Genomic DNA, 3,084 nt, shown 5'->3' with positions numbered 1-3,084 from the left:
CTTTTGTCAGATCGTTCTTTAAAAATTCGGATATGTGATAGAAATAGACTGAACACTACTTTCACTGGTAGTGGATCAGGCTAAGGTAAAATTTGTGGGCTCGAAAGAGCAAAACGAATTTTCGGCGAATGTCGTCTTCACAGTATAACCAGATTGCTTGGGGTTATATGGTCAAGTGAAGAAGCGCATACGGTGGATGCCTTGGCAGTCAGAGGCGATGAAAGACGTGGTAGCCTGCGATAAGCTTTGGGGAGTCGGCAAACAGACTGTGATCCAGAGATCTCTGAATGGGGGAACCCACTCAGCATAAGCTGAGTATCTTGTACTGAATACATAGGTGCAAGAGGCGAACCAGGGGAACTGAAACATCTAAGTACCCTGAGGAAAAGAAATCAACCGAGATTCCCTTAGTAGTGGCGAGCGAACGGGGACCAGCCCTTAAGTTGGTTTGAGATTAGTGGAACGCTCTGGAAAGTGCGGCCATAGTGGGTGATAGCCCCGTACACGAAAATCTCTTATCAATGAAATCGAGTAGGACGGAGCACGAGAAACTTTGTCTGAATATGGGGGGACCATCCTCCAAGGCTAAATACTACTGACTGACCGATAGTGAACTAGTACCGTGAGGGAAAGGCGAAAAGAACCCCGGAGAGGGGAGTGAAATAGATCCTGAAACCGTATGCGTACAAGCAGTGGGAGCCTACTTTGTTAGGTGACTGCGTACCTTTTGTATAATGGGTCAGCGACTTATATTCAGTGGCGAGCTTAACCGAATAGGGGAGGCGTAGCGAAAGCGAGTCTTAATAGGGCGTTTAGTCGCTGGGTATAGACCCGAAACCGGGCGATCTATCCATGGGCAGGTTGAAGGTTAGGTAACACTGACTGGAGGACCGAACCGACTACCGTTGAAAAGTTAGCGGATGACCTGTGGATCGGAGTGAAAGGCTAATCAAGCTCGGAGATAGCTGGTTCTCCTCGAAAGCTATTTAGGTAGCGCCTCATGTATCACTGTAGGGGGTAGAGCACTGTTTCGGCTAGGGGGTCATCCCGACTTACCAAACCGATGCAAACTCCGAATACCTACAAGTGCCGAGCATGGGAGACACACGGCGGGTGCTAACGTCCGTCGTGAAAAGGGAAACAACCCAGACCGTCAGCTAAGGTCCCAAAGTCATGGTTAAGTGGGAAACGATGTGGGAAGGCTTAGACAGCTAGGAGGTTGGCTTAGAAGCAGCCACCCTTTAAAGAAAGCGTAATAGCTCACTAGTCGAGTCGGCCTGCGCGGAAGATGTAACGGGGCTCAAACCATGCACCGAAGCTACGGGTATCATCTTATGATGATGCGGTAGAGGAGCGTTCTGTAAGCCTGTGAAGGTGAGTTGAGAAGCTTGCTGGAGGTATCAGAAGTGCGAATGCTGACATGAGTAACGACAATGGGAGTGAAAAACTCCCACGCCGAAAGACCAAGGTTTCCTGCGCAACGTTAATCGACGCAGGGTTAGTCGGTCCCTAAGGCGAGGCTGAAAAGCGTAGTCGATGGAAAACAGGTTAATATTCCTGTACTTCCAGTTATTGCGATGGAGGGACGGAGAAGGCTAGGCCAGCTTGGCGTTGGTTGTCCAAGTTTAAGGTGGTAGGCTGAGATCTTAGGCAAATCCGGGATCTCAAGGCCGAGAGCTGATGACGAGTTGCCTTTAGGCGACGAAGTGGTTGATGCCATGCTTCCAAGAAAAGCTCCTAAGCTTCAGATAACTGGGAACCGTACCCCAAACCGACACAGGTGGTTAGGTAGAGAATACCAAGGCGCTTGAGAGAACTCGGGTGAAGGAACTAGGCAAAATGGCACCGTAACTTCGGGAGAAGGTGCGCCGGCGAGGGTTAAGGACTTGCTCCGTAAGCCCATGCCGGTCGAAGATACCAGGCCGCTGCGACTGTTTATTAAAAACACAGCACTCTGCAAACACGAAAGTGGACGTATAGGGTGTGACGCCTGCCCGGTGCCGGAAGGTTAATTGATGGGGTTAGCGCAAGCGAAGCTCTTGATCGAAGCCCCGGTAAACGGCGGCCGTAACTATAACGGTCCTAAGGTAGCGAAATTCCTTGTCGGGTAAGTTCCGACCTGCACGAATGGCGTAACGATGGCGGCGCTGTCTCCACCCGAGACTCAGTGAAATTGAAATCGCTGTGAAGATGCAGTGTATCCGCGGCTAGACGGAAAGACCCCGTGAACCTTTACTATAGCTTTGCACTGGACTTTGAATTTGCTTGTGTAGGATAGGTGGGAGGCTTTGAAGTGGGGACGCCAGTTCTCATGGAGCCATCCTTGAAATACCACCCTGGCAACTTTGAGGTTCTAACTCAGGTCCGTTATCCGGATCGAGGACAGTGTATGGTGGGTAGTTTGACTGGGGCGGTCTCCTCCCAAAGAGTAACGGAGGAGTACGAAGGTGCGCTCAGACCGGTCGGAAATCGGTCGTAGAGTATAAAGGCAAAAGCGCGCTTGACTGCGAGACAAACACGTCGAGCAGGTACGAAAGTAGGTCTTAGTGATCCGGTGGTTCTGTATGGAAGGGCCATCGCTCAACGGATAAAAGGTACTCCGGGGATAACAGGCTGATACCGCCCAAGAGTTCATATCGACGGCGGTGTTTGGCACCTCGATGTCGGCTCATCACATCCTGGGGCTGAAGCCGGTCCCAAGGGTATGGCTGTTCGCCATTTAAAGTGGTACGCGAGCTGGGTTTAGAACGTCGTGAGACAGTTCGGTCCCTATCTGCCGTGGACGTTTGAGATTTGAGAGGGGCTGCTCCTAGTACGAGAGGACCGGAGTGGACGAACCTCTGGTGTTCCGGTTGTCACGCCAGTGGCATTGCCGGGTAGCTATGTTCGGAAGAGATAACCGCTGAAAGCATCTAAGCGGGAAACTTGCCTCAAGATGAGATCTCACTGGGATCTTGAATCCCCTAAAGGGCCGTCGAAGACTACGACGTTGATAGGTTGGGTGTGTAAGCGCTGTGAGGCGTTGAGCTAACCAATACTAATTGCCCGTGAGGCTTGACCATATAACACCCAAGCAATTTGCTA

At 51.1% G+C, this 3,084-nt stretch carries 1 rRNA gene; it reads left to right on the top strand.

From position 1 onward, the window contains the following. The first annotated feature begins 169 nt into the window (after nt 1–169). Nucleotides 170–3,062 (top strand): 23S ribosomal RNA (locus tag AC5PZ0_RS28145). The last annotated feature ends 22 nt before the right edge of the window (nt 3,063–3,084 follow it).

This window comes from Pseudomonas sp. 5.2 (assembly GCF_059025405.1).
Note: the sequence above shows the minus strand (reverse complement) of the source record. Positions and strands in the feature narration are given on the sequence as shown.